Origin of the sequence: Caballeronia fortuita, assembly GCF_001544835.2 — a bacterium.
GTDB classification, from domain to species: Bacteria; Pseudomonadota; Gammaproteobacteria; order Burkholderiales; family Burkholderiaceae; genus Caballeronia; species Caballeronia fortuita.
Window position 1 is genome coordinate 140731 of the sequence record NZ_FCNX02000015.1, and the last position, 25305, is coordinate 166035.

23 protein-coding genes are annotated in these 25305 nt (G+C 63.7%); 16 read left to right on the forward strand and 7 right to left on the reverse strand.

Annotated elements, in window-relative coordinates; genetic code table 11:
• Positions 1–217 precede the first annotated feature (217 nt).
• On the forward strand, positions 218–409 hold the full coding sequence (locus AWB77_RS26100; protein ID WP_061137348.1) for a DUF2964 family protein: 192 nt from the start codon (positions 218–220) through the stop codon (positions 407–409).
• A 16-nt stretch (positions 410–425) separates the two neighbouring features.
• Here the strand turns inward: AWB77_RS26100 and AWB77_RS26105 are convergent, their stop codons facing one another.
• Complete coding sequence (locus AWB77_RS26105) at positions 426–800, reverse strand: DUF3564 family protein (RefSeq protein WP_061137349.1); 375 nt, start codon at positions 798–800, stop codon at positions 426–428.
• Positions 801–1364: 564 nt separating this feature from the next.
• On the opposite strand from AWB77_RS26105, the gene AWB77_RS26110 reads away from it, so the two are divergent.
• Positions 1365–2354, forward strand: a complete 990-nt coding sequence (locus AWB77_RS26110) for a zinc-dependent alcohol dehydrogenase family protein (RefSeq protein WP_061137350.1) — start codon at positions 1365–1367, stop codon at positions 2352–2354.
• Here AWB77_RS26110 and AWB77_RS26115 read toward each other — a convergent pair whose 3' ends face one another.
• From AWB77_RS26115 to AWB77_RS26130, 4 genes are all read right to left on the reverse strand, one after another.
• On the reverse strand, positions 2355–3059 hold the full coding sequence (locus AWB77_RS26115; protein WP_061137351.1) for a Crp/Fnr family transcriptional regulator: 705 nt from the start codon (positions 3057–3059) through the stop codon (positions 2355–2357). It abuts the gene before it with no gap.
• 61 nt (positions 3060–3120) lie between these two features.
• Positions 3121–4452: an ATP-binding protein gene (locus AWB77_RS26120; RefSeq protein ID WP_061137352.1), complete on the reverse strand. Its 1332-nt coding sequence runs from the start codon at positions 4450–4452 to the stop codon at positions 3121–3123.
• On the reverse strand, positions 4449–5162 hold the full coding sequence (locus AWB77_RS26125; RefSeq protein ID WP_061137353.1) for a response regulator: 714 nt from the start codon (positions 5160–5162) through the stop codon (positions 4449–4451). Before AWB77_RS26125 ends, AWB77_RS26120 begins: the two co-directional genes overlap by 4 nt.
• 11 nt (positions 5163–5173) lie before the next feature.
• On the reverse strand, positions 5174–5476 hold the full coding sequence (locus AWB77_RS26130) for an EF-hand domain-containing protein (RefSeq protein WP_061137354.1): 303 nt from the start codon (positions 5474–5476) through the stop codon (positions 5174–5176).
• 258 nt (positions 5477–5734) lie between these two features.
• Here AWB77_RS26130 and AWB77_RS26135 point away from each other — a divergent pair, with 258 nt between their 5' ends.
• From AWB77_RS26135 to AWB77_RS26185, 10 genes are all read left to right on the forward strand, one after another.
• Complete coding sequence (locus AWB77_RS26135; RefSeq protein WP_063936569.1) at positions 5735–6082, forward strand: hypothetical protein; 348 nt, start codon at positions 5735–5737, stop codon at positions 6080–6082.
• A gap of 117 nt (positions 6083–6199) precedes the next feature.
• On the forward strand, positions 6200–6481 hold the full coding sequence (locus AWB77_RS26140; protein ID WP_061137356.1) for a DUF3303 domain-containing protein: 282 nt from the start codon (positions 6200–6202) through the stop codon (positions 6479–6481).
• 187 nt (positions 6482–6668) lie between these two features.
• The gene (locus AWB77_RS26145) at positions 6669–7505 is read left to right on the forward strand and encodes a 3-oxoadipate:acetyl-CoA acetyltransferase (RefSeq protein WP_061137420.1); all 837 of its coding nucleotides are present in this window, start codon (positions 6669–6671) and stop codon (positions 7503–7505) included.
• A 468-nt stretch (positions 7506–7973) separates the two neighbouring features.
• Positions 7974–12134: a YadA-like family protein gene (locus AWB77_RS37595; protein WP_074168972.1), complete on the forward strand. Its 4161-nt coding sequence runs from the start codon at positions 7974–7976 to the stop codon at positions 12132–12134.
• A 157-nt stretch (positions 12135–12291) separates the two neighbouring features.
• On the forward strand, positions 12292–12984 hold the full coding sequence (locus AWB77_RS26160; RefSeq protein WP_061137359.1) for a FadR/GntR family transcriptional regulator: 693 nt from the start codon (positions 12292–12294) through the stop codon (positions 12982–12984).
• A gap of 564 nt (positions 12985–13548) precedes the next feature.
• Positions 13549–14652, forward strand: a complete 1104-nt coding sequence (locus tag AWB77_RS26165) for an ABC transporter substrate-binding protein (RefSeq protein ID WP_244158660.1) — start codon at positions 13549–13551, stop codon at positions 14650–14652.
• 80 nt (positions 14653–14732) lie between these two features.
• Positions 14733–15809: an ABC transporter ATP-binding protein gene (locus AWB77_RS26170; RefSeq protein WP_061137361.1), complete on the forward strand. Its 1077-nt coding sequence runs from the start codon at positions 14733–14735 to the stop codon at positions 15807–15809.
• On the forward strand, positions 15806–16672 hold the full coding sequence (locus AWB77_RS26175; protein ID WP_061137362.1) for an ABC transporter permease: 867 nt from the start codon (positions 15806–15808) through the stop codon (positions 16670–16672). Before AWB77_RS26170 ends, AWB77_RS26175 begins: the two co-directional genes overlap by 4 nt.
• Entirely contained in the window at positions 16672–17574 is a 903-nt protein-coding gene (locus AWB77_RS26180; RefSeq protein ID WP_061137363.1) for an ABC transporter permease, read from the forward strand. Before AWB77_RS26175 ends, AWB77_RS26180 begins: the two co-directional genes overlap by 1 nt.
• Positions 17571–18506, forward strand: a complete 936-nt coding sequence (locus tag AWB77_RS26185; protein WP_061137364.1) for an aldose epimerase family protein — start codon at positions 17571–17573, stop codon at positions 18504–18506. The genes AWB77_RS26180 and AWB77_RS26185 overlap by 4 nt, the downstream gene beginning before the upstream one ends.
• A 111-nt stretch (positions 18507–18617) precedes the next feature.
• Here AWB77_RS26185 and AWB77_RS26190 read toward each other — a convergent pair whose 3' ends face one another.
• Positions 18618–19070, reverse strand: coding sequence for a response regulator (locus AWB77_RS26190; RefSeq protein WP_061137421.1), 453 nt, complete (start codon positions 19068–19070; stop codon positions 18618–18620).
• A 194-nt stretch (positions 19071–19264) separates the two neighbouring features.
• Here AWB77_RS26190 and AWB77_RS26195 point away from each other — a divergent pair, with 194 nt between their 5' ends.
• Entirely contained in the window at positions 19265–19960 is a 696-nt protein-coding gene (locus AWB77_RS26195; RefSeq protein WP_061137365.1) for a response regulator transcription factor, read from the forward strand.
• Positions 19961–20112: 152 nt separating this feature from the next.
• Positions 20113–20625, forward strand: coding sequence for a hypothetical protein (locus tag AWB77_RS26200; protein WP_244158654.1), 513 nt, complete (start codon positions 20113–20115; stop codon positions 20623–20625).
• 15 nt (positions 20626–20640) lie between these two features.
• On the opposite strand, the gene AWB77_RS26205 is transcribed toward AWB77_RS26200, so the two are convergent.
• On the reverse strand, positions 20641–20997 hold the full coding sequence (locus AWB77_RS26205) for a hypothetical protein (protein WP_061137367.1): 357 nt from the start codon (positions 20995–20997) through the stop codon (positions 20641–20643).
• 461 nt (positions 20998–21458) lie between these two features.
• On the opposite strand from AWB77_RS26205, the gene mprF reads away from it, so the two are divergent.
• Together mprF and AWB77_RS26215 are read left to right on the forward strand one after the other, a co-directional pair.
• Positions 21459–23999 carry a bifunctional lysylphosphatidylglycerol flippase/synthetase MprF gene (mprF, locus tag AWB77_RS26210; protein WP_061137368.1) on the forward strand — a complete coding sequence of 847 codons (2541 nt, stop codon included), beginning with the start codon at positions 21459–21461 and terminating at the stop codon, positions 23997–23999.
• Positions 23996–25291 (forward strand): virulence factor family protein, encoded by a 1296-nt coding sequence (locus tag AWB77_RS26215; RefSeq protein WP_061137369.1) that lies wholly within the window; start codon positions 23996–23998, stop codon positions 25289–25291. The genes mprF and AWB77_RS26215 overlap by 4 nt, the downstream gene beginning before the upstream one ends.
• Positions 25292–25305: the final 14 nt, after the last annotated feature.

The following is a 25305-nucleotide window of genomic DNA, read 5'->3' on the forward strand; positions in this document are numbered from 1 at the left end:
TGCGCGACACCATGTCGTCGCGCAGCCAGCACCTGATACTACCAATATAAACCGTGGAAATGGGGCAAGGGAAAACACCAGAACGACCGGTCTTCTTACGCCTTGACGCGCGTCCCGTCGACGTTGATGCAGGTCAACGCATGCGGCGCCGCGCGGCCGACCATGAATCTATGGCGGCGCAATATCGGCACGCGCCGCCGATGGCCGGGAGAACATCATGATCATGGGTGAAGGGCGCATCGTCGCGGCATTGGGCGCCGTCTTCGTGACGCTCGGCGGCATCGACGCGGCGCTGCGCGGCCTGCTTTTCGACGAGACGTCGGTGATGTATTACGGCGTGCTCGCGATACTCATCGGGGCTGCGTCGTTCGTCGTGATGCTCACACCGTTCCCGAGCGACGAGCCCTGACGATCCCGCGTGCGGATCAGATTTCCTCCTCGCCGGCGAAGACGCCGTGTTCCGCCTTGATCTGCTCGCGGTCGATGCACTGCACGTGCCAGCGTCCGGTGCCGGTGATGCCCGCGCCGTCCGCATACCACAGCACGCGTCCCGCGAGGCCTTCGCTCGGGCCGTCCGGCGCGTCGACGTCGAGGCGCTCCAGCACGCAGATCGGCTCGCCGACCTGCTGGCCGCAGATCATCGTGCCACTCGATCCTGAACGCAATCCGCCCCAGTCCGGCACCTCGACGGACTGGTGACCTTCGCGGGACCATCGGCGGGTTTCCTTGTCGAGCCACAGGATGGCGTAGGCCGCCGATTGTGCGCCTTCGAAGCCATCCAACTTGACCGTGATACGCATGTCATCCTCCAAGAAACGATATCCATGGACGAGACGCCCGGCGCAAGCGCGCCTGCCATGAGCGTCATCGATCGAATGGCGGCTTGCACCGCGCGTATTGTTAAGGCGTTACGACCCGGCCCGTCAGGACCGCGATGAGAGATTCGAACGACAGGCGGCGGATAAGTTTAATCGCACCGCATGTAATGGGTTCCATCGACGCAGCGTTCATAAGGCAAGGCTTTTGCCGTGAAACATGCCGCACTGCAACAGTGAAGTCGTCCGAATCAATTAAGCAAGACCGATGCCGAAAATGATCGCAACGCGCATGAGTTTCGGCCTTGCATGACCGAAGTTTAGTATGACAATCTGAAGCTTTGGCGACAAGCGTCAAGGTCATATCGCCGCAGGTTTGCATATGTTTTAAAACGATCGACGCGCTGCGGCATCGCGGGATGTCGGTGCGTGACGCTCGCCGATCGTGCGCCTGTGCACCACGGCGGTGGCGAACGACCTGCACATGTGCGTCGCCTTCCGCTAGCACCGCTGCGCCGCAACACTGCAACGAAACCAGGAGACGTGTCGATGCGCTCAATGGTCTTCGATGGCAAGACGCCCGTTCTGCAGGCCCGCGATCTGCCCGATCCGTTGCCGCGCGCGGGCGAACTGCTCATCGACGTGCACGCGTGCGGCGTGTGCCGTACCGATCTTCACGTCGTCGACGGCGAGCTCGCGCATCCGAAACGGCCCGTCATCCCGGGGCACGAAATTGTCGGGACCGTCGCGCAATGCGGCGCGGGCGTGACGGACTTCGCGCCCGGCGATCGCGTGGGCGTGCCGTGGCTCGGACATACGTGCGGTCATTGCCGCTATTGCGCGGCGGGCCGCGAAAATCTCTGCGATACGCCGGGCTTTACTGGCTATACGATCGATGGCGGTTACGCCGAACGCGTCGTCGCCGATGCGCGTTACTGCCTGCATCTGCCGCAACGCTATTCCGACATCGAAGCGGCGCCGCTTCTATGCGCGGGACTCATCGGCTATCGCACGCTCGCGATGGCAGGCGAGGCCGAACGCATCGGCATTTACGGCTTCGGTGCGGCGGCGCATATCGTCGCGCAGGTCGCGGTCCACCAGAGCCGCGCGGTCTACGCGTTCACGCGCCCGGGCGATCTCGCGGCGCAACGGCTCGCGCTTAGCCTGAAGGCGAAATGGGCGGGCGGCAGCGACGAGACGCCGCCCGGCGAACTCGACGCCGCGCTCATCTTCGCGCCCGCCGGCGCGCTCGTTCCCACGGCGCTGAAGGCGGTCGCGAAGGGCGGCGCCGTCGTGTGCGGCGGCATCCATATGAGCGACATTCCGTCGTTTCCGTACGGTCTTCTGTGGGGCGAGCGGCGCGTCATGTCGGTGGCCAATCTCACGCGCGAGGACGGGCGCGCATTCATGCGCATCGCGGGGCAGTTTCACCTCGACATGCACACGACACCTTATCCGCTCGACGATGCGAACCGCGCGCTCGCCGATCTGCGCGACGGCAAGCTGACGGGCGCGGCCGTGCTGACGGTCCGCGCGTGATTACTGACGCTCGAGCATCGCGCGATCGACGATCCGCACCTGCCGACCGTTAAGCCCGATCGCGCCTTCGCGCTGCAACTTCGAAAGCGTGCGGCTCACCGTTTCGAGTTCCAGGCCGAGATAGCTGCCAATATCGGCGCGCGTCATCGGCAGGAGCAATTCGCTCGCGTGTTCGCCCGACGACGATACGCGCGCGTCGAGCCTCTCCGCGAGATCGAGCAGAAAGGCGGCGACGCGCTCGCGGGCGGGCATCGTGCCGAGCATCAGCGCAAGCCGCGACGCGCGCACGATCTCCGCGCTCATGATCGCGAGCAGTTCGTGCTGCATCGCCGCGTATTCGCGACACAGCGGCTCGAGAATGCCGACCGGCATGATGCGCACGATGCTCGTTTCAAGCGCGATGGCGTCGCTCTCGTGCCGGTTCGTGCACACGCCGTCGAGGCCAAGCGTTTCGTTCTTGAAGTGAAATGCCGTGACCTGCGCGTGCGGGGCGCTGTCGTCGTCGCCGCCGGGAAAGGTCGCGACGGTCTTGAAGCAGCCGCTTTGCACCGTGTACAGGCTGCGCAGCGGTTCGCCCGCGCAATAGAGGGCATCGCCGCGCTCGACGGTGCGTGTGGGAAACGGAATGGCATCGGCATCCGCGAAGCGGACGTGCAGCGTGGGCGCGCGCCCGGCCGGAACGGCGGTATCGGTTGAAGGTTCCATCGCGGCTTCCTCCTTCAGACCAGTATGGTTCAGGAAGCGAGGAAAGGAAAATCGTCGATATTCACGGCAGCGGGAGCACGAGGCGCGACTCCGCGCCGCCGCCCTCGCGCGCGCGCAATTCGAGCGTGCCGCCGTGCAGCCGCGCAATGCGCTCGACGATCGCGAGTCCGAGGCCCGTGCCTTTCGGCTGGCCTTCGCCGCCGCCGCGCTTGAACGGCTGCTTGAGCGCTTCCGGATCCTGGCCGCCGAGTCCCTTGCCGCGATCCGCGATCACGACGCACGCCGCATTCGCCGCGCGATCGGTCCACGTGCGCACTTCCAGCCCGACGACGCCGTACAGCACCGCGTTCTGCATCAGGTTCATCAGCATGCGCAACATGCTGATCGGGCGGAACGGAAACGGTTCGATCTCGCCGAGATCGAGCGAGAACTCGTGGCCCAACCCGGCGAAATCGGCGGCGAGACTGGCGATCAGCGCGTTCAGATCGCCGGTGACGGGCGCTTCCTTCGCGCCGCTGCCCGCGTAGTCCATGAACTGCTGAAGAATCGTGTCGATGGTGTCGAGATAGCCTTCCGCCGATGCCGCGAACGCCGCGTCCGTCGACGGCACCGAGGACATCGCCATCGCGAGGCGCAGCTTGGTCATCGGCGTGCGGATGTCGTGCGAGATGCCCGCGAGCATCAGCGCGCGCGTGGCGTCGGCCTCTTTCAGCGCGGCGGTCATGCGGTTGAAGGCGCCGCTGACCTGCGCGATTTCGGTGGGACCGTCGGTCGGCAGGACGCCGGGTTCGCCGCCCGCCGAGACGAGCCGCGCGGCGTCGGCGAGATGCGCGAGCGGGCGGTTCAGGTGACGCTGGATCACATAGGCTGTCGCGGTCGCGAGCGCGCCGAGTCCGAGCGACAGGAGCAGCGCGGTCGTGAGGCCGTCGTCGTGGGCGGCTTCGGGCACGGGCAGCGCGAGCCAGCGCGGCTCGCCCGACAGATGCGCGCGGATCCACAGGCGCTGCTGGCCGTCGCCGGCGGTGTCGCCGCCTTGCCAGCGCACGGGCATGTCGGCGGGCAAATGCTCGCGCAGGCTTTCGATGAACGTCCGGCGCTGATACGTTTGATAGAAGCGCAGACGCGATCCCGGCGCCGTTTCGCCCGCGCCGGCCGGCAGTTCGCGGCGCAGGTCGAGATGCGCGGCGACGCTTTGCGCGGCTTGCGGCGGCGATGTTTTCAGGAGCGTGTCGAGCGTGACGATGTAGCTCGCGAAGGTCGCCGCCGCGCGCTCGATGCGCGGCGTCTGGATGAAGTGCAGGAGCACCGCGATCGCGCACACCTGGCTCACCGCGACGAGCGCGACGAGCAGCAGGATGTTGCGTGCGAAGAGCGAGCGCGGCACGACGTTCACGATTCGATTTCCGCGAGCAGCATGTAGCCGACGCCCCACACCGTCTTGATGAAGCGCGGCTTGCCCGGATCTTCCTCGACGATCTGCCGCAGCCGCAACACCTGCACGTCGATGCTGCGATCGAGCGCGTCGTGATCGCGGCCACGCGTGCGCGCGATGAGATTGTCGCGGCTGACCGCGCGATTCGGCGACGCGCCGAGCGCGCCCAGCAACTGCATCTGCGCGGAATGCATCTCGAACGGCTCGCCGTTGCAATAGAGCTTCTGCTTCGCGAGATCGAAGCGGAAGTCGCCGAAGCGGATGATCTGCTGCGTGTGCGTCGGGTCGCCCGCCGCGATCTTCTGGCGGCGCAGCAACGCTCGCACGCGCGCGACGAGTTCCTGCGGCAGGAAGGGCTTGGCGAGGTAATCGTCGGCGCCGGTTTCGAGACCGATGACCTTGTCGACGGGATCGCCCTTCGCGGTGAGCATCAGGATCGGCAGCGTCTGGCCCTCGGCGCGCAGGCGCTTGCAGACCGAGAGGCCGTCCTCGGGCTCCATCATCCAGTCCAGCACGAGCAGGTCGTAAGGCTCGCGCTGAAGGTAGCGGTCGAGCCGCTTGCCGTTTTCGACGACGCGCACCTCGAAACCCTGCGAACTCAGAAAACGCTGCAGCATGTTGCGCAGCTCGGCTTCGTCGTCGAGCACGATGATCTTCGGCAGGGTTTCCATGGATGCTCCGGTCAGCGTTGCGCGGCGTGTTCGTGCATGAAGGCTTCGATCTGCGGCAGCGTCACGTAGCCGTTCTTGTGCGTGTCGATTTCGTCGAAGTGGCGGGCGACCATCGGCATGCCGGTGGATGCCTGCTCGCGCGTGAGCTTGCCGTCGTGCGTGGTGTTGGCGTTCGAGAATCGCGTCTGGAGCTGGCCGAGCGCGTGTTCGAGCCGCGGGCTCGCGCCCATCGGCTGCGTGGCGGTTTGCGCGAACGCCGCGCCGGATGTCGCGCACGCCGCGCATGCCGCGAGGATGACAAGGAACTTTCGCATGGCTGTCTCCCTGATCGATAACGGATGAACGTCAACGGTGATGCCATTCTATTGAGCCGCGCGGCGAACGCAATCTTGGGGATGCTACGAATGATGTCGCCATATTTCAACCGCGATGCCTCGCGCTTGCGCCGACATCCGGCGACATAAGTTACGGCTCACGCTTTGCGCGGTGCTTCGCTATCGTTCTCATCGCCGGCGGATGTGTTTCGCTCACGCCGCCGGAATCAACGTCTCACGATGCATGAGGACATCGACATGAACTTTCAATTGCTCAGCGTTTCCACGATTGCCGTCATCGGCCTGACTTGCGCGACGAGCGCGTCGGCCGGAACGAGCGTGCAGGTTTCCTACGTAGCGCCCGCCGTGGTCTATGCGCCGCCGCCGCGTCCGGTCTATTACTACGCGCCGCCGCCTGCGCCGCCGTACTACTACGTGCCGGTGCGCACGGTCGTCGTCGCGCCGCCGGTCGCGCCGGTGGTGGTCAGCGCGCCGCCTCCGCCGCCGAGGCCGGCGGTCGTCGTGTCGCCGTACGGTCTCGCGCCGGCCGTCAGGGTGACTTATGCGCAGCCGGTGCTCGCGGCGCCCGTCGTCGTGATGCATTGAGCGATGCAATGCACGGCGGCTCCTATACTGGATGAACCGCATCGGACGACCATGCGATGCGGCGGCGAGCCCGGCGCGGCGCGCCGTTCCATGGCGTTCCAACAGGAGGATCGAGCCATGCTATTCATCGTCAACTGGACTGCGCAGCCCGAGGTCGAGCGACAGGCAGCCGAGCGGTTCCTGCAAACGCGCGGCGCGCCGCCCGACGGCATTCGTCTCTTGGGCCGCTGGCACGCGATCGGCTCGATCTGGGGCATCGCCGTGTGCGAGTGCGACGCAATCGAGCCGCTTGCGCGCTGGGCGCACGAGTGGGCGGATCTCTTCATGTTCGATATCAAGCCAGCCATCACCGACGAGCAGGTCGGAAAAATGCTCGCCGAAGATGCGCAGCGGCAGTAGTCGAGCAGCCGCCCGATTCGTCTGAAGAAGACGCATCGGGCGCTTAGGGTTTGTGGGGCTTGCCGCGAACAGGATAAAGCCTCATCATTAAAACGTACTAGTTAGTTCAAATTTGAGCGCTGTCCGCGATACGCGTAGTCTCAATCACCATCGCGATCGTCAGGATGGCGCCGTCAAGGAGCGAAGCGTGACCCAATCCCCTACGAAAGAACCCTGTGTGATATCGGTTGCGATCACCGGCTCGGTGCCGCGCAAGAAGGACAATCCCGCTGTGCCGATCACGATCGCCGAGCAGATCGAGAGCACGCACGAGGCGTATGAAGCAGGCGCGACGCTCGTGCATCTGCACGTGCGCGACGAGGATGAACGTTCGAGTTCGGACCGGCATCGCTTCGCCGAATTACAGGAGGGCATTCGCAAGCATTGTCCGGACATCATCATCCAGTTCTCGACGGGCGGGCGCGGGCGTTCCTTCGAACAACGCGGCGCAATGCTCGATCTGAAGCCGGACATGGCGTCGCTCGCGACGGGATCGGTTAATTTTCCGACGATCGTCTACGAGAACCCGCCTGATTTCGTTCGCTCGCTCGCGCAGACGATGCTCGATCACAACGTGAAGCCCGAAATCGAAATCTTCGATCTGGCGATGCTGTACAGCACCGTCGATCTCGTGAATCAGGGGCTGTTGAAGTCGCCGGTTCACGTGCAGTTCGTGCTGGGTGTGAAGAATGCGCTGCCCGCGCGGCGCGAGATTCTCGAATTCGAAGTCGAGCAACTTAAAAAGAATCTGCCGGATGCGACGTGGACCGCCGCGGGCATCGGACGCCATCAGCTCGAAGTCAATCACTGGACGTTGCAGTTGGGCGGACATTGCCGCACGGGGTTGGAGGATAACGTGCGCTGGGACAAGGACACGCTCGCGCAGAGTAATGCGCAACTGGTGAGCCGGGTGGCGTCGCTTTGCGCGGAATATGGTCGGCCGGTGGCGACGGCGAAAGAGGCGAGGAAGCTGCTGTCGATTTGAGTGTTGCCTTTGCTGGTCGAAGCGCGCTGTCGGGAAACCGCAGCGCGCTTTTTTGTTTGGGATGCTCATCGATTGAAATCGTGGTTACTTCGACGTGCGGTTCCATATAGCGGACCACGTTAGCTAGGGTTTTGCCCGTATGACCGCAAAGAAACGCAAGAGAAAGGTAACTTTTCGGAATTTATGAATGGAAAGTTCTGCTTAGAAAACTAAAAATTCCGGTGTGGAGAGGTGGGCACGCGGGATTTGCGGTGGTCAAGCTATTGGTTGTCTTGGAGCAGTAAATGCGTCACATGATTGCCTAGTGTCAAGTTAGTAATCCTATTGTTTGCCTCATCCCGAGAATAACCGGCGGCGTTGGAGTCGGAGTCGCACGCGGCCGTTAAAAAGTGAGCTGGACTTCGAACCTGGAGAACGGTTCGAAGTCGGGCATTCGACAAAAGAAACAAGGGTTAAGAGGTTGCAGATATGAACAAGAGGTATCGCGTCGTTTGGAGCCGTGCGTCGGAAAGCTGGATTGTCGTGCCCGAGAACGCAAGATCGCGGGGCAAAGGAAGCACGCCCGTAATTGCTGCTAGCGTGGCGCTGCTCGCGGCGGCGGGAGGGGCTCACGCGGGCACGCCTTATGAATATTCCGTCGGTCTTTTGGGTGACGGTACGTTCCCGTCCGAATGCTTCTATTCCGGAACAACGGCCGATGTGCAGCGCGATCCCGCGTCGTGCGATGGCAGTGGTAACGTCGGGGCCGGCTTTGCGGCATATGGCGCTACAGGCAATATGAGCGCCTACGTCATTGCGACTGATGCCGATACGGTCGTGATGGGTGCGGGCGGCAGAACGATGTTCACGCTTTCGACATCCGGCGGTCTCATTGTAAGCGAGCAGCTCAACATGAGCAGCAAGAAGATAACCAACCTCGCGGCCGGTGCGATCACCAGTAGCATCGGCAAGGAAGCCGTGAACACCGGTCAGCTCTTCACTGCCTTGTCGACGACGGCTTCGGCGCTTGGCGGCGGAGCATCGGTGAACATTGCCGCTGGAACTGTCAACGCGCCGGCGTATGTACTGGACGGCACGACGTACCGTGACGTCGGCAGTGCATTCAATAGCCTGGATGGGCGTGTCAGCACGGTGTCGACATCTGCTTCGACTGCCGTGACTTCCCTTTCGACGGTCTTGAGCACGGTGACGTCTGATGTGACCTCGCTGTCGACTGGTGTGAGCACGGTGACGTCAAATGTCAGTTCGCTCTCGACCGGTTTGAGCACGGTGACGTCTGATGTGACCTCGTTGTCGACGGGCGTGAGCACGGTCACGTCAAATGTCAGTTCGCTCTCGACCGGTCTGAGCACAGTGACGTCTGATGTGACCTCGCTGTCGACGGGCGTGAGCACGGTCACGTCAAATGTCAGTTCGCTCTCGACCGGTCTGAGTACAGTGACGTCTGATGTGACCTCGCTGTCGACGGGCGTAAGCACGGTCACGTCAAATGTCAGTTCGCTCTCGACCGGTCTGAGCACAGTGACGTCTGATGTGACCTCGCTGTCGACGGGCGTGAGCACGGTCACGTCAAATGTCAGTTCGCTCTCGACCGGTCTGAGTACAGTGACGTCTGATGTGACCTCGCTGTCGACGGGCGTAAGCACGGTCACGTCAAATGTCAGTTCGCTCTCGACCGGTCTGAGCACAGTGACGTCTGATGTGACCTCGCTGTCGACGGGCGTAAGCACGGTGACGTCAGGTCTTGCTTCCTTGTCGGCATCGACGTCAACCGGCTTGAGCACGGTCACGTCGGGTCTTGCTTCATTGTCAGCCTCGACGTCGACCGGCTTGAGCACGGTCACGTCGAATGTAAGTTCGCTCTCGACCGGTCTGAGCACGGTGACGTCTGACGTGACCTCGCTGTCGACGGGCGTGAGCACGGTCACGTCGGGTCTTGCTTCATTGTCAGCCTCGACGTCAACCGGCTTGAGCACCGTCACGTCGAATGTGACATCGCTTTCGACCGGCCTAAGCACCGTGACGTCTAATGTAACTTCACTGTCGACTGGCGTAAGCACGATCACGTCAAATGTGAGTTCGCTCTCGACCGGCCTAAGCACCGTGACGTCTGAGGTAACTTCGCTGTCGACTGGCGTAAGCACGATCACGTCAAATGTGAGTTCGCTCTCGACCGGTCTGAGCACGGTGACGTCTGACGTGACCTCGCTGTCGACGGGCGTAAGCACGATCACGTCAAATGTGAGTTCGCTTTCGACCGGCCTGAGCACGGTGACGTCTGATGTGACCTCGCTATCGACTGGCGTGAGCACCGTGACGTCGGGTCTTGCTTCATTGTCGACCTCGACCTCAGCCGGCTTGAGCACGGTCGCGTCGAATGTCACATCGCTCTCGACCGGCCTGAGCACCGTGACGTCTGATGTGACCTCACTGTCGACTGGCGTAAGCACGGTCACGTCGAATGTGACCTCGCTGTCGACCGGCATGAGCACGATCACGTCCAACGTGACCTCACTCTCGAGCGGCCTCAGCTCACTTTCGACCGACGTAATCTCGCTGTCGAACTCAACGTCGACCGGCCTGAGTTCGGCGAGTACCGGCATCGCCTCCCTCTCGACGGGCGTCGATTCCCTGTCGGTCGCGTTGACCAACACGGTCCAGTACGACACGCCGGACCACACAAGCGTAACGTTCGGTAAGCCTGGTACGCCGGTTACGCTCGGGAACGTCGCGCCCGGCGCGGTGAACGACACCAGCCTCGAAGCCATCAACGGTTCGCAACTCTATGCGACCGCGCAAAGCACGGCGGATGCGCTAGGTGGCGGATCGAGCGTGGACGCGAACGGCAAGATCGTCAAACCGACCTATAAGTTCTCCGATAACACCACGTTCGATAACGTAGGGGATGCACTGACGAATCTCGACGGCCGCGTCACGAAGAACACGTCCGACATTACCGTCATCGAAACGACGCTGAGCACGATTGAAAACGGCGGCGGGATCAAGTACTTCCACGCCAATTCGACCCTGATCGATTCGTCGGCGACGGGCGCGGATGCCGTGGCGATCGGCGGCAACGCGGTCGCGTCGGCGGATAACGCAGTCGCGCTCGGATCGAACTCTATCGCGGATCGTGCCAACACTGTCTCCGTTGGTGCGCCCGGAGCGACGCGGCAGATTACCAACGTCGAAGCGGGCACGGAAGACACCGATGCGGTCAACGTGTCCCAGTTGAAGTCGACGATTTCGTCGAGCGTGGCGAACGTCGTCACCTACGATGATTCCACTCACAGCAAGATCACGCTGCATGCTAAGGATCCGCAGGCTCAGGTTACGATCGACAACGTGGCCAACGGCAAGGTCGACGAAAAGAGTCACGAGGCCATCAACGGTTCACAACTCTACGCGACCGCGCAAAGCACGGCCGATGCGTTGGGCGGCGGAGCAAGCGTGGACGCGGACGGAAAGATCGTCAAACCGACCTACAAGTTCACCGATAACACCACGTTCGACAACGTCGGCGATGCGCTGACGAATCTCGACGGCCGCGTCACGCTGAACACGTCAGCCATCACCACGATCAACGACACGCTGAACAACATCACGACCGGCGGCGGCATCAAGTACTTCCATGCGAATTCGGTCCTGCAGGATTCGTCGGCGACGGGTGTCAACGCGGTTGCGATCGGCGGCAACGCGAATGCGACGGCGACCAACTCGGTGGCGCTCGGCACGAACTCGGTCGCAGATCGTGCAAATACCATCTCGGTCGGAGCGACAGGCTCGGAGCGTCAAATCACGAACGTAGCGGCTGGCACGCAGGACACCGACGCCGTGAACGTGTCGCAGTTGAAGCAGGCCGGACTGATCAACGGTGATGGCTCGGCCAACACAGCCGTGACCTATGACGTCGGCGGCGACGGCAAGGCCGACTACACGAGCATCACGCTTGGCAATGGCAAGAGCAGCACCGTGATTCACAACGTCGCGGACGGCGTCGCCGGCTCCGATGCGGTGAACGTGAATCAGATGAACGCGGCGCTCGATCGCGTGACGAACATCGCCGAAAGTGGCGGCAATCCGTTGTTCGCCGCCGACGGAGATCGCGGCACCGAAGTCGCCAGCGCAACCGGCGTTCACGCGACCGCCATGGGCGCGAGCGCGAACGCCAGCGCCGACAACTCGGTCGCGCTCGGTGCCAATTCGGTTGCCGATCGGGTGAACACGGTGTCCGTCGGTTCCGCGGGCAACGAGCGTCAGATCACCAACGTTGCCAACGGTACGCAGGACACCGATGCCGTCAACCTCCGGCAATTGAATCTGGCATCCGCGCAAGCGCAAAGCTATACGGATTCACGCATCGCAGGCGTGCAGAGCCAGATCAACAATGTCGCGAGCACGGCTTACGGTGGCATCGCCGCAGCAATGGCTGCCGCCGGATTGCCTCAACCCACGGGACCGGGCAAGACGATGGTGGCTGTCGCGGGCGCACGATACGCGAGCGCTTCCGGCGCGGCGATCGGCGTTTCGTATGTCACGCAAGACGACCGCTGGGTCGTGAAGGCTTCGGGCAATACCAGCAGTTCCGGCAACGTCGGCTTCACCATCGGTGCGGGGCATCAGTGGTAACCGCCTGACGCGGCTCTAGCAGCGCAACCTGAATCGGCCGACGCAGTCATCGCGTCGGCCGATTTTTTATGTGCTTCCGTTCGCGCCTAACGTGATTCGCGCGGAAAAATCTGCCTTACAATCGTTCTCCACCCTGACAAGCACGTCACGCGCGAACATGAACGAGCGTAAGTCACCCGGGCTCGCCGACCGGATCTACAGCGACATCCTCAACAGCATCGTCGAGGGCGAGTTCAAGGAAGGCGACCGGCTTCTCACCGAACACGCGCTTGCGGAGCGCTTCGCGACATCGCGCCCGACCGTGCGCGAGGCACTCGCGCGCCTGCGCGCCGACGGCATCATCGTGACGCGGCGCGGCTCGGGAACCATCGTCGGACGTCGCCCCGATCTGGCTGCGCGCCGTTTCGCACCGCTCGAAACGCTGTCGGACATCCGTCGGTGCTATGAATTTCGCCTGGTGACCGAGTCCGGCGCGGCAGAACTCGCCGCGAGCAAGGCCGAGGACGAAGACATTCTGGCGATTCAGAACGCGTGGGAACGGCTCGAACAAGTGGTTGAAACGCAGGAAAGCATCGGCGCGAAGGATGACTTCACCTTCCATCTGGCCGTCGCGCGCGCGTCGCGAAATCCGTTCTTCGTCACCGTGCTGTCGATCATGGAAGAGCAGGTCGAAGTCAGCATGAACCTGTCGCGGAGCCTGTCGGTGGCGAAGACGTTGGAGCGCCAAAGGCTCGTCCAGCGCGAACATCTCGAAGTGCTCGAAGCCATCCGAGCGCGCGATCCGTCACGCGCAAAGGAAGCGATGCGAACGCATCTACAGAATGCGGTCGATCGTGTTTTCGGGGAATAACAACCCAAGGCGACAGTTGTAATACAACGTTAGCGTCGATTGCTCGACGACTTGAAAGCGTAAGCCGGGTTGTTTGACAACTTCGCCCCTATCCGCGCGTGTTCGCATGTATGTGAAGCGGCCGCCGTGACTTCATCGCGCCTGCTAAGACAGGTTAAGCACGCAGGAAACCCAAGTTAAAAGAAGGGAAACTATCCGAGTAACAACGGCTCGGGGTATCTCCCGAGAGACCGCTCAAACCGCTATCGGCATAAGAAAAACGTTATTCCCAGGTTTCCGCATGCCCTCGACGTGCCGGGATTTGCTTGACATCCTATAACCCTGTTAGCTATTTTTCAGCATCCAGACGCAACGAGGGCGCACGCGCACAGAGACACCAGACGAGACGAAGCAAAAACAGGCCGGCGATCAGCACAATCGAGAACATCGACAAACATCGACGATACGACCGGACCTCTTCCCGACCCGTGGTTGCGAGAGAAGTGAGGAGACAACATGGCTTTCAAGGCAGGACTGTCAGTGAAACTGGCGGCAATTTGCGTCGCCGTCGGCGCGGCTTTCGGCATGAACGCGGCGAACGCGGCCGATCCGGTATCGATCAACATCGTCGATGTCGCAGGCAATCTGCAACTGACGCAAAAGGGCTTCGAGGCATTCAAGGCCAAGTACCCGGACCTCGTGTCCAGCATCACGTTCACCAACGCGCCCGCGCCGCAGTTGCCGGGCAAGATCAAGGCGATGCAGGCAGCGGGCCGCTCGGACATCGACCTGGTCGTGACGGGCACCGATGCACTCGCCGCCGGCATCCAGCAAGGTCTGTGGGAAAAGCTGCTGCCCGATAACGCGAAGGCGTTCCCCGGCGTGCTCGACAAGTACGCGCCCGGTCCGCGCAAGATGCAGGACATCGCGCAAGGCTACGGTCTCGAAGTGACATACATGCCCGCGGGACCGCTGCTCGAATACAACCCGGCCAAGGTCACCGACGTTCCGAAGACGCCCGATCAACTGCTCGCGTGGTGCAAGGCGCATCCGAACAAGCTGATCTACGCGCGTCCGGCGAACTCCGGCCCGGGCCGCACGTTCCTGATGGGTCTGCCGTACGTGCTCGGCGATAAAGACCCGATGGACCCGATCAACGGCTGGGACAAGACCTGGGCCTTCCTCAAGCAGTTGAACGACTGCATTCCGTACTACCCGGGCGGCACGTCGGCCGTGATGAAGGAACTGGGCGAAGGCACGCGCGACATGACCGTCACCGTGACGGGCTGGGACATCAACCCGCGCGCGCTCGGCATCGTGCCGGCGGAATTCAAGGTCGGCGCATTCGACAACATGACGTGGGTCAACGACGCCCACTACATGGTGATCCCGAAGGGCGTGCCGAAGGAAAAGCTCGACGTGCTCTACAAGCTGATGAACTTCATGCTGGAGCCAGCGCAGCAGGCGCTGACCTATGACGACGGCTATTTCTATCCGGGTCCGGCGGTGAAGGACGTGCCGCTCTCGATGGCGCCCGCGAAGAGCCAGGAAGTCATCCAGAAGTTCGGCCGGCCCGAGTACGCGAAGCTGCTCGCCGACCGTCCGCACGTGCTTCCGCTCAACGCCCAGGCGATGGTCGCGGCGTTCCAGAAATGGGACCGTGAAATCGGCGCGGCGAAGACGAAGTAACGCTGCGTCACGCTGCAATGAGACGGCGACGTTCCTCGCGAGGAGCGTCGCCGCTTGTACAAAAAAGCGCAGGACATGTCATGAAGCACACTTTTGAGCAGTTGCGCCTCGATTCCGTCTCGCGCAGCTTCACCAACGCGGAAGGGCAGCAGCTCGCGGCGTTGAAGGGTCTCGACCTCAACATCCAGCGTGGCGAGTTCATCGCGCTGCTCGGGCCGTCGGGATGCGGCAAGTCGACGGCGCTGAACTGCATCGCCGGATTGCAGCCGTTGACGGGCGGCGGCATCTGGCTCGACGACAAACGTATCGACGTATTGCCGCCCGAGAAGCGCGGCTTCGGCATGGTCTTTCAGAACTACGCGCTCTTTCCGCACATGTCGGTGCTGGATAACGTCGGCTTCGGGCTGAAGATGCGCGGCGTATCGAAGGCCGAAGCCACGAAGCGCGCGAAGGCCGCGCTGCAACTCGTGCAACTGATCGGACACGACGCCAAGCTGCCCGGCCAGCTTTCCGGCGGCCAGCAGCAGCGCGTCGCGATTGCGCGGGCGATCGTCATCGAGCCGCCGCTCGTGCTGATGGACGAGCCGCTGTCGAATCTCGACACTAAGCTGCGGATCGAGATGCGCGCCGAAATTCGCCGCATCCACGGCAAGCTGGAGCGCGCGACCATCTACGTGACGCACGATCAGGACGAAGCGCTATCGATGGCCGATCGCATCGTCGTGATGAAAGAGGGCGTCGTGCAACAGGTGGCGTCGCCGAAGGAAGTCTATGCGCGGCCGAAGAACCTGCACGTCGCGCGCTTCATGGGCTTTCGCAACGTCGTGCCGGCGACGCTCGAAGGCACGCAGGGCGACGCGGTCGCGGTGAATGCGAACGGCGTGCGCCTGCTCGGCACGCCGATGGAAGGATTCGACAATAAGCGCGTGGCGGTCGCGCTGCGTCCGGAAGACATGGAACGCGCCGCGCCCGGCACGGAGAACGCGTTCGATGCGCACGTCGAAGTCGTCGAATACGGCGGCCGCGATTCGCTCATCATCGTGAATACGGCGTTCGGCAAACTGTGGGCGCGGATCGCGGGCGAATGCAGCGAAGGCGAGCGCATCGCGCTGCGCGTCGCACCGTCGAAGACGCTCGTCTACGGAGAAGAAAAATGATCGCGCTTCCCGCGCAGCAACGCGATCCGAAGGGCTGGCTCGTCGCGCCGGCGCTCATCTTCATCCTCGCGCTGTTCATCTATCCGTTCGCATACGGGCTGATGCTGTCGTTCAATCCGATGAACGGCGGCAGCATGTGGACGAACTACATCACGTTCTTCACCGATTCGTCGATGTGGCCGACGATCATCGTCACGCTCAAGCTCGCCGTGCCCGCGACGATCATCAACGTGGGCGTGTCGGTGCCGGTCGCGTTCGCGCTGCGCCGCACGTCGCCGTGGCAGAAGTTCGTGACGACGCTGCTCGTCGTGCCGGTGACGCTCGGCACCGTGCTGATCGCCGACGGCATGCTGACGTACTTCAGCCCGAACGGCTGGTTTCCGCAGGCGTTGCAGGCGCTGCATCTCTATGGCGACGAAGTGCGCCTCACGCACAACTACTGGGGCGTGCTGATTTCGCTCGTCGTGTCGGGCTTTCCGTTCGCGTTTCTGCTGACGCTCTCGTATGTGACCGGCATCGATCCGACGCTCGCGCGCGCCGCCGCGACGCTCGGCGCGAGCCCGTGGCAGCAGTTCCGCCAGATCTATCTGCCGCTCCTGCTGCCCGGCCTCACGATGACGGCGTGTCTGTCGTTCGTGCAGGCGTTCTCGGTATTTCCGTCGGCGGTGCTGCTCGGCGCGCCCGCCGGTCCGACGCGCGTCATTTCGATCGCCGCATCGGAGGCCGCCTTCGAAAGCTACGACTACGCGCTCGCATCGACGATCGCGATCGTGATGGGCTTCGTGCAGTTGCTCGTCGTGGGCGGGATGCTCGGCGCGCGCCGCTTCTTCTACACGGGTCCGGTGACCGGAGGCAAGGGCTGATGGCTCTCGATAATCAAACGGCGCCGGCCTGGGCATCGCCCGGCAACAACGCGGGCAAGGTCATGAAACAACAGTCGAGCCTGCGTGACAGGCTGTGGAAGTTCTTCGTCTGGACGACGATGGCCTTCTTCCTCGTCAACGTGCTGCTGCTGATCGCGACCGTCGCGGTGAACTCGGTGGCGACGCGCTGGTTCGGCACGTTGCTGCCGCAAGGCTTCACGCTGCACTGGTACGCGCAGGCGTGGAGCGACTTTCAGCTCTCGAGCGTGCTGCTCGTCACGCTCGAAGTGGTCGGCGCGGTGGTGCTGCTGTCGATTGCGCTCGGCGTGCCCGCCGCGTATGCGCTCGCCCGCGTGCAGTTCCCCGGCAAGCGTTTCGCGATGCTCGTCTTTCTGCTGCCGCTGATGGTGCCGCCCGTGACCTACGGCATCCCGATGGCGACGGTCATGTACAAGTTCCATCTCGCAGGCACGCTGACCGGCGTGATCCTTGCGAATCTGGTGCCTGCGCTGCCGTTCGTGATCCTCGTGATGACGCCGTTCATCGAGCAGATCGATCCGAATCTGGAATCGGCCGCGCGCATTTTCGGGGCGAACACGGCGAAGTATTTCCGCTACGTGCTGCTGCCGCTGCTCGTGCCCGGGATGCTCGCGGCCGGCTTGCTCGTGCTCGTACGCACGATCGGCATGTTCGAGCTGACGTTCTTCACCGCAGGACCCACGACGCAGACGCTCGTCGTCGCGCTGTACTACGCGGTGTTCTCGACGGGCGTGCGCGCGCCGCAATCCATCGACGCCATGGCGATGATCTACATGGCGATCACGATGGTCTGGGTGCTGATCGCGCTGCAGTTCGTGAGCCCGACGCAGCTCGTGTCGCGCGTGAAGGAACAGAAGCAGTGACGAAACTTCGTGAAGTCGCAGAGCTGAACGCCGCGCTGCGGCTCAGTATCGCGAGCGGGCCGCACTTCGTCGAGATCGCGCCGATGGCGGGCGGACGCATCACGCGTTTCGCCACGCAGGACGCGCGCGGTCTGCACGACTGGCTCGCGCCGGTGACGGCCGAGCGTTGGCCGTGCGATGCGTGGCCCAAGGGCGGCAGCTATCCGCTCGTGCCGTTTTCTAATCGCGTGCGTGATTCGCGCTTTTCCGCGCCGGACGGTTCCATCGTCGAACTCGCGACGTTTCCGGGCACGGCGCACGCGCTGCACGGCTTCGGCCAGTTCGCGGCGTGGAGCGTCGAGCTTCAGGAAGCGGATTGCGTCGTGCTGCGCTACGCGCACGGGGAAGGCGAACACGGCTGGCCCTGGGCGTTCGAGGCCGTGCAAATGATCGAGGTGAATGCGGACGGCATGCGGCTGTCGATGCGCGTCGCGAACCGCTCGTCGAGCCCGATGCCGGTCGGCCTCGGTTTTCATCCGTACTTCGGCGCGCAGGAAGCCGAATTGCGCACGACGACGCATTGGCGCCACGAAGCGGAGATCGCGATCGCGCCGACCGACGAACGGCCCGCGCATCGGCACGAGCGCGAGCCGGACGGCTACACGCGTTATCTGGGCGGCTGGGACGGACGCGCGACGTTGCGTTACGCCGACGGCCGTACGCTCGAACTGAGCGCCGACGACGCGCTCGGCCACGTCGTCGTGCATTGTCCGGCGGGCGCGGGATATCTGTGCGTCGAGCCGGTCTCGCACGTCAGCGACGGCTTCAATCTCGCGGCGCAAGGTTTTCCCGGCACCGGCGTCGCGGTCATCGCGCCAGGTAGTGAAATACGGGCGTCGCTCGCGATGGCAGCCGCCGCGAACCCGGCCCCGCGCGACGGCGCCGCCGCCTGACGCGCGCCTCGACACAGGCGCGCCCGCGAACCGCGGGACAGCGCGACGCTTTCGCCGGCAACATGCCCCCGACGATGCAGATATCCGTGTTCATGGCGCACCTCCGGTAGCTCAGCGTGTGAGCGGCATCGAGAAGAAGGATTCGACGAGATCGACGATTCGCCACGTCGCGCAAGGTCGGCGGCAATGGGCGTCGAAACCGGCTTCTTTGAGCGTCTGCACGGGATCGGCCGGCCACACGTTGCTCATCGCGACGAGCAGGCGGCCGGTGACGTCGGCGTCCATGCGCAGCGTGCGCAGGAAGACGTAGCCGGAATCGTTGTCGAGGCTCGTATCGAGCAGCAGCGCGTGCGGCTGCCAGCTATTCACCAGCGCGCGCACCGATTTCATGTCCTGCGAGAGGATGACCTGCAAGCCTTTGAGCCGAAGCTGGACGGCGAGCGAATCGCCGACCGACTTGTCCGCATGGGCAATCAGCACACGGCGCGACGCATCCCCGGCGCGCGCCCGCTTGATACGCCACAATGCGAATTCGCTTTCGTTAGCGGCCAGACGGCTTGACATCTCATCCTCCATTCTCGTTTGAGCGACGTGGTGATTCGACTGCACCCAGTTTCGACCGAACGGGCCGGCCGCTGAACCCGGCACGGGGAGGGGAAGCGGAGGATTTTGGGGGACTGCCGAATGTATCCCTGCGAAAGGAGGGTGGAAGTCGGGCAAGGCGCGCGTAATATCGGAACCGTTCTCGGAGCGTCGCAATGGAAAATGGCTATTTCAAAACTGTGTTGCTAGTAGAGGACGAAGGGCTCACCAGGAGCGCCATGAAAAGCCTCATCCTGGCAAACGAGCCTTTGCTCGAAATCGACGAAGCCGATGGTTTCGAGCAGGCGAAAGCCAAGCTTTCCGCCAACACCTACGATCTGATGTTTCTCGACTACCACCTGCGCGGCCAGGCGACCGGCATGGATCTGCTCAACTGGATCCGCGAGGAAGAGCGCGAGATTCAGACGATCATGTTGTCGGCGCAAGACGACCGCGACACCGTGCTCGAATGCATCAAGAACGGCGCGTGCGGATTCATCTCGAAGGGAAGCGAACAGGGCGCGAGCGTGTTCCGCGAAGCCCTGAAAACGATTCTCAACGGACGCGTCTATCTGCCCAATACCGTGCTCGGCAAGGGCGGCCACAGCCCGAAGCCGGTTTCACCGCACGCAGGCGTGACCATCGAATCGCTCGATCTGCCGCCGCGCCTGACCGAAACGCTGCGCTATCTGCTGCAGGGACTGTCGAACAAGGCGATCGCGCGGAAGATGAATATCAGCGAAAACACGGCCAAAGAGTATTCGAGCGATCTGCTCGCGCGCTTTCACGTGACACGGCGAACGTTTCTGATCGTCGAAATGGCGCGGCGCGGTATCGAAATGCCGATGAGCAATACATCGTCGGCATCCTGACCTTCCGTCATTCTTTCTCGACGCGGGCGCACCGAAAGGGCGCCCGCGTCGTCTTTTTGCATCGTTCCGAAGAATGCCGCCGGGGATGGTAAGGTAGAGCCCGGACTAATTTCGAGACAAGGTCAGCGCAGGTGATTCGCAGGATGACGTTCATGAAAATGCAAGGCGCCGGCACGGCATTCACGGTGACAGCGGCGCTGCTTCTCGGCGCGTGCGCGCCGCTTCCGCAGCAGAGCGATGCCGGCGCCGCCGCGGCGGCGTCCGCGGCATCGGCTACGCAGGCGGCTCAGGCGGCAGCCAAGGCACCCGTCGCTCCGGCGCCGCCGGGTGAGCGGCGGATCATGGTCGGCACCCCGAATGGCTACCATCTGATGCTCAAGACGACGCCGCCATCGCAAGTCTGCGACAACGACGCGTTCACCGACGGCGTGCGCTACGGCTATGCGTTGACGTGGAACCGGCTCGTCGGCGAGGACATGCGCAACGGCGGCAAGGCGAAGCGCAAGTTCGACGCCGCCGCCGTCCATTCCCAGGACGATCAGTACAAAATCCAGTGGGACGGCAAGGTGCGCGTCAACGCGTGCGCATCGGACGGTTATCTGATCGGACGGGTCATCGGCACGCATCTGGCCGGCGTCGACATGCAAAATGGCAAGCCGTCCTGACGCGCGGGAGCGGGATCAGTCGCAGGTGTGCGTCGCGGTCACGTAGCGGCCCGCCGCCGCGATATCGCCGTAAATCGTGTAACCGGTGCCGCCCGCCGACGCCTGCGCGATGACGAGCACCACCGACTGGCTCGTCGGCCCGCCGCTCGGTACCGATACCGCCAGCGTGTCGGAGCTCGGCGAGTATTCGCGCACGCGCGGCGCGATCGGCGTCCATTTTTCCTTCACGCAGCGGATGAAGTCGTACGGCGCATACCGCGAGGTGCCCGAGCCGTACGGCACGGTCTTGAGCAGGGCGTCGTCGGTCGATACGCACCCGCCCAGAAGGGACGCGCCGACGGCGGCGAACAGGATTGCAGTGATTTTTTTCATGATTGCGATGCCTTTTTTTGTAGTATCCGCTTAAGCTACTGTCCCGTGTTCATTCGACGCCGGCACGTTCGCGGCCGTCGATCCTAACCGCTTCCCTGACAAACCGTAAAGCGCTTGCGATCGCTCGTTCGGGCACACGGTGCAGGCCGGGAAAGCGCGCCAGAACTGAATGCAAGCTTTCTATTCGTAGTTTTCCCAATATTAGTCAAGTCGGGTCAACCGGCGCCGTTATACAGGCGTTTCACGCTTTGAAGCCTTTTGTATGGCGCGAGCGCGGGCGGCGGGAGCCGAAGTGGCGCTCTCCGACCGCGCAACGTCTCATCTCGAGCGCGGATCCCGATAACCGTGATGTATGTTGCCATCGCCGATTTTCGACGAAGGCGGCTTGAGCCAGTTTGATAGAACGTATGTCTCGCACAAAGTTGCTCGCCCGGCTTCGCGCCAACACTCCGCTCGGACGCATGTCCGGCGGCGTCGATCTCCAGCGGTTCGCCGCGCCCGCGCTCACGATCGTCATCTGCGTGCTGCTGCTCGTGGTGTTTCAGCATCTTTCGCGCTCGGTCGATTACAAATCGGTGATGCACTCGCTGCGCGTGATGACGCCGCAAGCCTGGGCCGCCGCGCTGCTCGCCACCGCGCTCAGCTTCGCCGCGCTCGTCGGGCGCGATGCGGTCGGACTTCGCCATATCGGCGTCAGAATGCCGCGTTCGCTGCTGTGGGTTGGGGCGACGGTCGGCTCCGCGCTCGGCAACGTCACGGGTTTCGGCGCGCTGACGGGCGGCGCCGTGCGTTGCCGCGTATACGGCGCGGCCGAAGTCACGCCCGCGCAGGTCGGCCGCCTGACGATTTTCACGAGCATCACGCTCGCGCTGTCGCTCGCGTTCATGGCCGCCGCCGGCATGTTGTTCAGCGCAGGCACGCTCCCGGAAATGATGCATCTGCCGCCAGCCGCCTTGCGCGTTGCGGGTGCGGCGCTTCTGGCGGTGTTCGCGGCGATGGTCATCGTCTGCGGCCGCGAGCCTCGCACGCTGCGTTCGCGCTGGAAGTGGCTCGCGTTCACGGTGCCTGCGCGCCGCGATTTCGTCGCGCAAGCCGCGCTCGCTGTCATCGACGTCTTCGGCGCCGGTCTCGCGCTGTGGGCGCTCCTGCCGAATCCCCAGGTGGGCTTCGGCGAATTCATGACGGTTTTCTCGGCGGCGATGCTGCTCGGCATGATCGGCCATACGCCGGGCGGTGTCGGCGTGTTCGAGGCGGCGATGGTCTTCGCGCTCGGCGGCAGCGTTCATACACCCGACGTGCTCGCCGCGCTGCTTGCGTATCGCGCGATCTACTTTGGCTTGCCGCTGATCCTGTCGGCGGGCGTGATGGCCGCGTTCGAGGGCCGCGCGCTGAAAGGCCGTTTCAACGTTTTGAGCTCGCGTCACGTCTCGCAACTCGCGCCGCTCTTTCTGTCGATCGTCACGTTCGCGGCCGGCTCGATGCTCGTCATTTCGGGCGCGACGCCCGCGTTCAAGATGCGTATCGCGCTCTTGCAGACCATCGTGCCGTTGTGGGTGCTGGAAAGCTCGCAACTGCTCGGCTCGGTGCTCGGCGTGCTGCTGCTCTTCGTCGCGCGCGGGCTGATGCGCCGCCTCGACGCCGCCTGGTGGCTCGCGCTTGCGCTGGCGGTCGCGAACCTCGCGCTGTCGCTCGCGAAGGGCCTCGCGTTCGTCGAAGTGGGCGTGCTCGCGTTTCTCGTCGTCCTGCTCATTTTGACGCGCGAGCGCTTCAATCGCCGTTCCTCGCTCTTCGCCGAGCGTTTCACCGCGACGTGGCTCATCTCGATCGGCGTCGTGATGGCGCTCGCCGTCTGGATCATGTTCTTCGCCTTCCGCGACGTGCCGTATAGCCGCGATCTCTGGTGGCAGTTCGCCTTCGACGAGCGCGCCCCGCGTGCGCTGCGCGCGACGCTCGCGGCGTCGCTGTTCGCCGCGGCCTTCGCGGTGTGGCAACTGCTGCGCCCGGCCGCGGGCCGCTTCGTCAAGCCCGCGCCGCAAGATCTCGCCGATGCCGCGCGCATCTTCCGCGCGCAGGAACGCAGCGACGCCGGTCTCGCGATGATGGGCGACAAGAGCTTCATCTTCTCCGAGTCGCGCGAAGCATTCCTGATGTACGCGAAGCACGGCCGCACCTGGGCCGCGCTGCACGATCCCGTCGGCCCGCGCCGCGAATGGGCGGAACTCATCCGCAAGTTCGTCGAACTCGCGCACGCCCACAACGGCCGCGCGGCGTTCTATCAGGTGCGCGCCGACGCGCTGCCGCTCTATCTCGACGCCGGCCTCACGCTGATGAAGCTCGGCGAGGAAGCGCACGTCGCGCTGTCCGAGTTCGATCTCAAGGGCTCGCATCGTTCGCATCTGCGTTATGCATTGAAGCGCGGCGAGCGGGATGGCTTCGATACCGAAGTGATCGGGCCGGAGCGCATCGCCGAAAGCATGCCGATGCTGCGCGCCATCTCCGACGACTGGCTCGAAAGCCGTTCCGCGCGCGAGAAGAGTTTCTCCGTCGCGGCGTTCAACGAGGAATATCTCGCGGCGCAGTCGGTGCTGCTCGTGCGTCAGCAGGGCGAGCCGGTCGCGTTCGTCACCTTCATGACGACGGACATGAACACCGAAGCGACCGTCGGCGTGATGCGTCATGTCGCGGCGGCGTCGCCGTACGCGATGGAATATCTCTTCACCAAGCTCGCGCTGCATCTGAAGGAGGCGGGGTTCAAGTCGCTGTCGCTCGGCATCGCGCCGCTTTCGGGCATGGAGCCGACGCCGCTCGCATCGCACTGGCATCGTCTTGCCGGGCTCGTGTGGCGTTTCGGCGGCCGTTTCTACAACTTCCGCGGTCTGCGCGGATTCAAAAGCAAGTTCCAGCCGCGCTGGGAACCGCGTTATCTCGCGGCGTCCGGTTCGGTCGGCGTATTTTTCACTTTGGCGGATCTTTCGCTCCTCGCGGGCGGCTGGCGTTCATGAAATTTCTTTGCAAGAAAGCGGCGGCGCTCGTGTTGGCCGTCGTGTGTGGTGTGTATGTGACCGGTGCGGCGCACGCCGCCGAGTCGATTCCCGGCGGACGTTACGGCCAGGTCACGCTGACGAAGCCTTCGGGCGACATGACCGGGTTCGTCGTGCTGTTCTCCGGGAAGAACGGCTGGACGGCGGCCGACAGCCAGGCCGCCGACGCGCTCGCCGCGAAGGGCGCAATGGTCGTCGGCGTGGACACGATGAAATACGCCGCGAAGCTGCAGGCCGACAAGACCGAGAAGGACTGTCACAACCTCGTCGGCGATGCGGAGAACATGAGCCATCAGCTCGAACGCACCGTGCAGTCGAATCGCTATTTCGCGCCGATCCTCGTCGGCACGGGGCAGGGCGCGACGGTCGCGGAAAGCGCGCTCAAGCAGGCGCCCGACAACACCGTCGCGGGCGCCGTGTCGCTCGCCGCCGATCCGATGCTCGACCCGCGCTTCAATCCGTGCGCGCCGGATGCAGCCATCATCCACGCGAAAGGTCTGCCGGGCTTCTTCGAATACACGGCGGTGCTCGAAGCGGGCCGCTCGAAAGCCGACGCGCTCGTCGCGATGGCCGCGCCCCATCTGAAAAAGCCCGAGCCTTTGAGCGACGGCGACGTCTCCGATCTGCCGCTGATCGAATTGCGCGCCGCGCAGCCGACCGATCTGCTCGCCATCGTCATTTCCGGCGACGGCGGCTGGCGCGATCTCGACAAGACAATGGCGCTCGCGCTGCAACGCGACGGCGTGTCGGTCATCGGCATCGACTCGCTGCGCTACTTCTGGAGCGAGAAGTCGCCGCAGCAGACCGCCAACGATCTCGCCCGCGTGATCCGCGCTTACAACGCGCGCTGGCATACGAGCCATGTGGCGCTCGTCGGCTATTCGTTCGGCGCGGATGTAATGCCGTTCGCCTATAACCGTCTGCCCGACGCGGCGCGCGCGCAAGTGTCCTATATCTCGCTAATGGGTTTCGCGCCCGACGCCGACTTCCAGATCCGCGTGACGGGCTGGCTCGGCATGAAGGCAAGCGACAAGGCGCTCAAAGTGCGGCCGGAATTGAACAAGCTGCCGCCGTCGATGGTGCAATGCATCTACGGCGAAAAAGAAGAAGATACGCTGTGCCCTGATCTGACGAAGACGGGCATCGACGTGGTGAAGCTGCCGGGCGATCATCACTTCGGCGGCGACTACGACGCGCTCGCGCGACGCATCCTCGCGGGCTGGCGCAAGCAGATCGCGGCGCGGCAGGGCTGACGCCGCGCCCGGCT

Bases quoted from the DNA above. Each gene is read 5' to 3' on its own strand.
- AWB77_RS26100 (WP_061137348.1), top strand. From the start codon at position 218: ATGATCATGGGTGAAGGGCGCATCGTCGCGGCATTGGGCGCCGTCTTC.
- AWB77_RS26105 (WP_061137349.1), bottom strand. From the start codon at position 800: ATGCGTATCACGGTCAAGTTGGATGGCTTCGAAGGCGCACAATCGGCG.
- AWB77_RS26110 (WP_061137350.1), top strand. From the start codon at position 1,365: ATGCGCTCAATGGTCTTCGATGGCAAGACGCCCGTTCTGCAGGCCCGC.
- AWB77_RS26115 (WP_061137351.1), bottom strand. From the start codon at position 3,059: ATGGAACCTTCAACCGATACCGCCGTTCCGGCCGGGCGCGCGCCCACG.
- AWB77_RS26125 (WP_061137353.1), bottom strand. From the start codon at position 5,162: ATGGAAACCCTGCCGAAGATCATCGTGCTCGACGACGAAGCCGAGCTG.
- AWB77_RS26130 (WP_061137354.1), bottom strand. From the start codon at position 5,476: ATGCGAAAGTTCCTTGTCATCCTCGCGGCATGCGCGGCGTGCGCGACA.
- AWB77_RS26135 (WP_063936569.1), top strand. From the start codon at position 5,735: ATGAACTTTCAATTGCTCAGCGTTTCCACGATTGCCGTCATCGGCCTG.
- AWB77_RS26140 (WP_061137356.1), top strand. From the start codon at position 6,200: ATGCTATTCATCGTCAACTGGACTGCGCAGCCCGAGGTCGAGCGACAG.
- AWB77_RS37595 (WP_074168972.1), top strand. From the start codon at position 7,974: ATGAACAAGAGGTATCGCGTCGTTTGGAGCCGTGCGTCGGAAAGCTGG.
- AWB77_RS26160 (WP_061137359.1), top strand. From the start codon at position 12,292: ATGAACGAGCGTAAGTCACCCGGGCTCGCCGACCGGATCTACAGCGAC.
- AWB77_RS26165 (WP_244158660.1), top strand. From the start codon at position 13,549: ATGAACGCGGCGAACGCGGCCGATCCGGTATCGATCAACATCGTCGAT.
- AWB77_RS26170 (WP_061137361.1), top strand. From the start codon at position 14,733: ATGAAGCACACTTTTGAGCAGTTGCGCCTCGATTCCGTCTCGCGCAGC.
- AWB77_RS26175 (WP_061137362.1), top strand. From the start codon at position 15,806: ATGATCGCGCTTCCCGCGCAGCAACGCGATCCGAAGGGCTGGCTCGTC.
- AWB77_RS26180 (WP_061137363.1), top strand. From the start codon at position 16,672: ATGGCTCTCGATAATCAAACGGCGCCGGCCTGGGCATCGCCCGGCAAC.
- AWB77_RS26190 (WP_061137421.1), bottom strand. From the start codon at position 19,070: ATGTCAAGCCGTCTGGCCGCTAACGAAAGCGAATTCGCATTGTGGCGT.
- AWB77_RS26195 (WP_061137365.1), top strand. From the start codon at position 19,265: ATGGAAAATGGCTATTTCAAAACTGTGTTGCTAGTAGAGGACGAAGGG.
- AWB77_RS26200 (WP_244158654.1), top strand. From the start codon at position 20,113: ATGAAAATGCAAGGCGCCGGCACGGCATTCACGGTGACAGCGGCGCTG.
- AWB77_RS26205 (WP_061137367.1), bottom strand. From the start codon at position 20,997: ATGAAAAAAATCACTGCAATCCTGTTCGCCGCCGTCGGCGCGTCCCTT.
- mprF (WP_061137368.1), top strand. From the start codon at position 21,459: ATGTCCGGCGGCGTCGATCTCCAGCGGTTCGCCGCGCCCGCGCTCACG.
- AWB77_RS26215 (WP_061137369.1), top strand. From the start codon at position 23,996: ATGAAATTTCTTTGCAAGAAAGCGGCGGCGCTCGTGTTGGCCGTCGTG.